The 6,885-nt window shown below is 63.1% G+C and carries 2 protein-coding genes; both read left to right on the top strand.

Annotated elements, in window-relative coordinates:
• The first annotated feature begins 188 nt into the window (after positions 1-188).
• Complete coding sequence (locus RGD00_RS22760; protein ID WP_310459532.1) at positions 189-815, top strand: hypothetical protein; 627 nt, start codon at positions 189-191, stop codon at positions 813-815.
• On the top strand, positions 812-6,748 hold the full coding sequence (locus tag RGD00_RS22755; protein ID WP_310459531.1) for a DEAD/DEAH box helicase: 5,937 nt from the start codon (positions 812-814) through the stop codon (positions 6,746-6,748). The genes RGD00_RS22760 and RGD00_RS22755 overlap by 4 nt, the downstream gene beginning before the upstream one ends.
• The last annotated feature ends 137 nt before the right edge of the window (positions 6,749-6,885 follow it).

The following is a 6,885-nucleotide window of genomic DNA, read 5'->3' as shown; positions in this document are numbered from 1 at the left end:
CGCAGGGCGCTTCGACGCCTGACTGTATCTGAAAACCGCATGGGTCGGCTCAGATACACAGAGTTTCAGACACTCCCCTTGGCTGGGTGCCGATCCTCCACCCTCTGCAGTTCGCTCCGGATCTATACACTGCAGCGCCGCAGGCATTCGCGGCTCTGGCGGCGTCCGTTGATCCTGGTGTCGCCGAGATGGCTGCGCTCGCCACACTCAATACAGCGCGCCTGCGCGAGCTGTCTCATCTCCATCCCACAGTCTACCTGGCCTTCCGAAACCTGCAGGCGGCGCGCGACAAGGGCTCGAGACTGGAGGGATTCGATCCAGCACGCTTCTTCAGAAATCTGCCATTGGTCGACGGTGACCCATCGGCGGGATGGTTCTGGCGTGGGACGCCTTTGCTCGGGCCAGACCATTGGCGCGCTGCGCATCTCCGGCTAGTCGAGCGGCTCGACGCAGCTGGCCTCTTCCTCGATGACACGGCCGAAGAGGGACCGAACAGCCGGCGCCAAGGATCCCTGCAACGGTTGATGCATGCAGCCTGGACCCTGGCACCCGAAAAGCTTCGTCCACCTGCTCCGCGCCGCAGTCAGGACTCTGAGGAGCCGGCTCAGGTGGATCTATGGGGCTCGGCATTGCTTTCTGGCTTTGCACGTGCAAGCCGCCTCAATGAGGTGGCAGAGTATGTTGATACCGTCTCCACTCGGGCGGGCATGCCGCCAGCACAAGCTCTCACCAGCATTGCATTCATGTTGCGCCTCGCCCCCGAGCTTTTCGCCTTCCACCTATTGCTCTGGCAAATCGCCAAGGAACGTCCATGACCGAACTCGACCCAATCCGTTTCAAGGACAACCTCGGTGCGACGCTGGCGCGGTACATTACAACTGCCGCCGCAGTGTCATCAGCGCGAGCGCCCCGACTGTCACGCGCCGTGGCCGACGCATGCGCACGCGCGGCATTGGTGCGCGGCCCATTCGTCGAGAGCCTGCCAGACTTCGAGAAGGGCGGCAGTATTGAAGAACTGGTGGGCAATGGGGCACTGCACGGTGCGTGGTCGGCACTCTCCGAAAGTGCAGAGGGACGATCCCTCTGGCGTAGGCGGCTTCACCTACACCAGTCAGCAGCCATTGGTCGCGACGAAAACTATCTGGTCGCCACGGGTACCGGCTCGGGCAAGACGGAGTCTTTTCTCTTCCCATTGATCGACGATCTCCTGCGTCAGGGAGAACTGGAGCGGCCAGGCGTTCGCGCAATTTTGGTCTATCCTCTCAACGCCCTCGCAAACGACCAGATGCACCGTATCGCCCGACTGTTGTTTCGGGACCTTGGCGACCCCGGCATCACGCTCGGGCGCTTCACCGGGCAAGTGCGCTCTGATGCCACGAGATCGGACGAAGAAGGACGGCTGACCGCCACGCCCACCTTTCAGGCTGACTTCCCCGACGCTCGACATGCTCCGCGAAACTGGCTTCTTGCCAGGGGCGAGATGCTTCAGACCCCGCCGCACATCCTCGTCACCAACTACGCCATGCTCGAGCACATCCTGCTCTTGCCGCGAAACCGAGCATTGCTTGCCGGCGCGGACGTCCGTTGGCTCGTCCTCGACGAGGTCCATACCTATACGGGTGCTCAAGCCATCGAAGTCGCCTTCCTCCTGCGAAAGCTGAAGGCGCGGCTCGGCATACCCCAAGGACAGATCCGTTGTGTCGGGACATCCGCAAGCCTCGATCCAGCGAAGCGCGAAGAACTCGCACGCTTCGCAGAAGACCTGTTCGGGGAACCGTTCCCAAGCGGAGACGGGGCGGTCATCACCGCGGAACGACGACTGCATCCAGCCCTCACCGACGGCCTGGAACCACAAGGACTCTCCGCAGCCGATTGGGTTAGAGCAGGACGAACACTCTCGGAGCTACGAGAGCAAGGGTGCCTCGCAGCTGAAAACGTCGACTATTTGACCGAGGACTGGAACGAGGCGATGCGGGAAGCTGGCCTCGATGCGCTACTCCTCGACCCTGCGCAACCGTTCGGCGAAGCGCTTATTGCGCGGCTAGCTGGCATCAAACAGGTTCGCGACGTAGCCAGTGCGCTCAAGGAGCGAGCTTTGCCATTCGCCGATCTCGCGGCGCGGGTTTTTGCGTCAGAGTCTGGAGAGACGGCGCGGACAGCACTAACGGCTCTGATCTCACTGGGCGTTCTGGCTCGACCTTCCGTCCCAGGCGCGTTTCCACTTCTCCCGGCACGCTTTCATCTCGCCGCCTCGGGCGTGGAGGGTGTCGCGCTAAAGCTTTCTGCAAGCGACGTCGAGAATTGGGCGGACTTCAGGCTTTCTCGCAATGGTACGCACATCGACGGTGCCCCGGCCTATCCCCTTCTCGTCTGCCGCAACTGCGGCGAGCCCTACGTCGAGGGCTGGGACGATGGAACAATGCTTCACCCCCGTCCCGAGATCAGTCCCGGAGCGAGGCGCCGGGTCTTGAGGTTGATCAGGGCGGGAGAGGCCGCGACAGAGATAGACCCTGACGAACTGGACGAGGAACCCGAGGAGGAACCTCCCTTCGAATTCTTCGCCAACACTGGCGAGTTGGCCGACGGCCCTGAGGAGGGCGTGCTCTCCCTTGCCGAAGCCCCGATGCGCGACGATGCCGAGGAACGGCGCAGCTACGTCCGGAAATGCCTATCTTGCGGAGCGACCGGCGGACGCTTCGCTGAGCCTGTTACTCCGATCCACCCTGGTGACGATGCGCTCGCGTCGGTAACTGCGCAGGCACTGCTCGAGGCCCTGCCTCCGCCGCAGGGGCGGTCGTCGGAAGCCCCGATGCAAGGGCGAAACCTCCTCGTCTTTGCGGACAACCGGCAGGACGCGGCGTTCTTCGCCCCATTCTTCGAGCGTACGGCTCGAGATCAAGCGCTCCGTGCAGCTATGGTCCAGGCGCTGCGTCGAGAGACCAACGAAGCTTTGGACCTCATGGGGCTGCGCGATGGTGTCTGGACGCAGCTCAGGCGATCCGGCTTCAAGCTATATGATCGCCGCAATCCAGAACCTCTGAGCAGCAGCGCCGCCAAAGACCGCCTGATGGCCCTGATCGCAGCTGAACTCTGCGGTGGCCCACTGCGACTATCACTTGAATCCCTCGGCCTCATCACCGTGCAATATGAGGGGGATGCGAGGATTGCTCAGCGACTCAGCGAAAGGGTTCCGCCTGAGTATCGAGGCCTGGTGCCGGCTCTGGTCCGCTTTTTGCTCGACCTCATTCGGCAATCGAGAGCGATCAACACGCTGGAGAACATCGACCTAACAGACGAGTCCGTGTGGGGTGAGGGGTTGGCGAGCGCGGATATCTCGTGGTCGTTGTCGCGGACTCACCAGAGCCGGCGACTGCGGACGTTGCTCTCAGAGCCGGGACGCTCCAATCGGCCACTGTGGGTGCTGATCGACAGGCTCGGAATCCCAGACGACCAAGCGCGAGACATGCTCTCGGCTTTCTGGGAGGAGGCGACGCGGCCCCGTCACCGTCTCCTGCTGCCCGGCGGACACGGTCATGTTCTGAACTTGGCGGCCATGCGCTTCGCAGCGACCCCGGAAGGAGAATTGCGCCGCTGTGAAAGTTGCGGTGCGTCCAGCCAGATCGATCTCGGGGGCGTGTGTACCGCCTGGCGCTGTACGGGGCGCACAGTTCCTGTTTCAGCCGAAGAACGGGACGAGATGCGAAGACGCAACCATTACCTCGTTCGTTATGAAGGGCAGCCGCTGAGCGGGATCGCTCGGGAGCACACCGCCGCCATATCGACGACGGAACGATCCGAGATCGAGGAGCGGTTCCGGCAGGGCGAAATCAACTTGCTCAGCTGCACCACAACAATGGAAATGGGTGTCGATCTGGGCGAGCTGGAAGCGGTTTTCTGCCGGAACGTCCCGCCGGGCATTGCGAACTATCAGCAGCGCGCCGGTCGCGCTGGCCGCCGCGCGCAGGCCGCGCCTGTTGCGTTGATGATGGCGAGGTCCGGCCGATATGACCAAGCACAATTCAACGATCTGCGTGGCTATCTCGAGGCGCTCCCCCCCGCCCCATATCTGACATTGGATAACCCAAGCTTCTTCCGACGGCACCAGGTCTCATGCCTGTTGGCAGGTTGGCTGGATCGTCGCTTGGCAGGCCACGAGCGCACGGGAGCTCCGCGTCTGCGTGATGTGCTGGGCGAGCGCTTGGACGAGGCGGCTGAGACAACTCTTCTGGCGGACCTTTCAGCATGGCTCGCTTCGGAGGCCGGTGTTGCCGCACGCACGGTTGCTGAGCGGATGGCGTCCACTCTCCCGGCAAGAGTTGATCATGTAGGCCTTGTCGCGGGCGAACTGACTGAGCACTCGCGCGCAGAGATAACGCGCTGGATCCGGGCTACTTGCGCTCGCTGGCGCGAGCTCAATGACGCCTACGAAACGGCACGTGCCGCGCTCGATGATCCGGATGCGAACGAGCAGGCCCGCTCCCGCGCTGCCGGTCGCATGAATGGCCGTTTGGGCGACATGCGTCGGTATCTTGATCGATTCCTAGTTGAGGCCCTGTCGCGTGCTGCCGTCATACCGACTTACAGCTTCCCGGTTCACTCGATTCACCTAGAGATTGTCACGGAACGAGGCGCTCGCACCGCTTCGGATGATCGAGCTTTGCAGCTCGATCGAGACGCAGCAATGGCGATCGCTGAGTATGCGCCGGGGGCCGAAGTCGTGGCCGGTGGCCGAATTTGGACGTCCGCGGGCATCGCACGGAGAGCCACGGTAGGCACCGGTGATGCTTGGATGGAACGTGGTTTCCATCGCGTTTGTCCGACGTGCCAGCATGCAGAAACACATCACGAGCGGGATGATTTTGCGGAGAACTGCCCTCAGTGCGGTTCACGGGCCAGTGGCCCGCGCCGTGCCTTCGTTGAACCGGTGGGGTTCCTGACATCATATGCCGACCGGCAAGGTAGAGACCCCGGCGCGACACGCTTAAGAGTTCGACCCGTCGACGAAGCGCGCCTTCTAACGCGAGCCCGCCCTGAGGACTTCCAAGTTTCAGACCTAGCACGCGTCACGCATTTCTTCGCGCCGGCTATCGCACCAGAGGGGAGTCAGCCTGGACGAATGCTCGTCTTGAACCGCGGGCCGCTGGGGGCGGGCTATCTTTGGTGCCCGTCGTGCGAGCACGCGAGACCAGCGCCTCAAGAGGCGCTTGGCGGGGCAGAGATCCGGGCAGTGCATGAGAACCCGCGGACCGGAGATCGGTGCCAGGTTGAATCCCTTCGCTGGCCCGTGGACCTCGCACATGTTTTCGAGACAGATCTTCGGGGGATCCGCATCGATCAGCCGGTCCCAGACTTTTCTGATCGCCCCACGGAGACTGAACGGCGGGCGGCGCGGGATGGCTTCCTTAGAACGCTGGCAGAGGCATTGAGACTTGCGGCAGCGGACATTCTTGAAACTGACCCACAAGACCTCCGCGCGACCGTTGAGCTTCTCGGTGCGGCCCCGCTGGTCATCCTATCGGACTCAGTCCCAGGCGGTGCCGGCTACTGCCGTCGATTGCTCGACGATTCTCGCTTCTCGGCCCGCGTGCTGCTGGGTCGAGCGATCGCGGTTCTTGATTGCCCTCGTGGCGCAGCCTGCGAGACGAGCTGCTCGCGGTGCCTGAATGACTACTCCAACCAGGTCTATTGGGATCAGTTCGATCGTCATCCTGTGTTTGGCTGGTTGCGCGGCCTGCTTGCGGAGTCGACACCGCGGCCCGCTCATGCCCCCGACGCTGCGGTCCCGGTAGCGCAGACTGCCGCGGCGACGCTGCGGGTGCGTCTCGAGGGAGCGGGGCTTGTGGCTGTTTCCTCGCCAGATCTCTGGGGGGCCGAAGATCGGTCCGAGGCCCTCACAAGCGCGCGGGCATTGCGAAACTGGCTCGATGAAGCCTCGAACAGGCATGCCCTCTATCTACTTCCACCGGGTGCGGTTGATGCAGGTACCCCGACAGGCCTCGATCGTGAGATTGCCTATGCTTTGGCGCCATACGAACGATCCGGCCAGCTTCGCTTTGGCACGCTCGACGGGTCGGCCGTTGCGAATGCGCCTCGCCTGTCTGTCTTGAAGGGTGTCGGGGCAGAGGCCTCTGTGGATGCGTTCTACGCATCGCAGGACGCGGCGGCGGCTCTTGCCGGGCCACTGGAGGGGGTCAGCCACCTTTTTTCATGCTCAGCAGGCGACAGCTGGCTTGCGTCGGTGCAGGACAGCGTCCGAACGCTGCCGGGTCCGTTGGCTGGGCTCACAGAACGTTTGCGCGTCTTCCGCTTCCGTCCGGGCACCGCCCGAGCGCTCACACCGCTCTTTCAAGGCGTAGCAGGGCGCCGCGTCGCGCTCGAAATCGAGGATCCCTGGTGCGGCGTTCGCCCACATAACCGACGTCGCCTAGCGAGCTTTGTCGCTGCCGCTGGGTCAGCGGGCGTCGACATCGAGCGACTTGCAGTCGTGTGGAATCCCGATCACGGCGAGCCGGATACGCCGCAATCGCAGTCGAGCGCGTTACGCGCTGAGCTGCGATCTGCCGGCATCACGGTTACACCCGAACTCCATCACCGCTCTGCACGCAATCGCCATTTCCATGATCGCGTTGTGACGATTCAGACCGTCGATGACGGGCCGAGGGTCAACCTGAGATGGGACGTGACCGCGGGAATCGACAATCTGATGTCTCACTCGAAGGAGTGCAGCGTCTTCATCGAGGAGCGCTGAGCCCAACTGCTCATGTGGAAGCACGAAGGACTTCGGCCCCTCTTGCTTCCACAGTGCTTCGTAAGCGCGACGTCGAGGCCCTATGCGGCGAGGCTTGACGGCTGGGCGTGGCGCCAGGGCATGAGGTCCTCGATGCG

Source organism: Ruixingdingia sedimenti (assembly GCF_031432425.1).
In the GTDB taxonomy this organism is placed as follows: domain Bacteria; phylum Pseudomonadota; class Alphaproteobacteria; order Rhodobacterales; family Rhodobacteraceae; genus Ruixingdingia; species Ruixingdingia sedimenti.
Note: the sequence above shows the minus strand (reverse complement) of the source record. Positions and strands in the feature narration are given on the sequence as shown.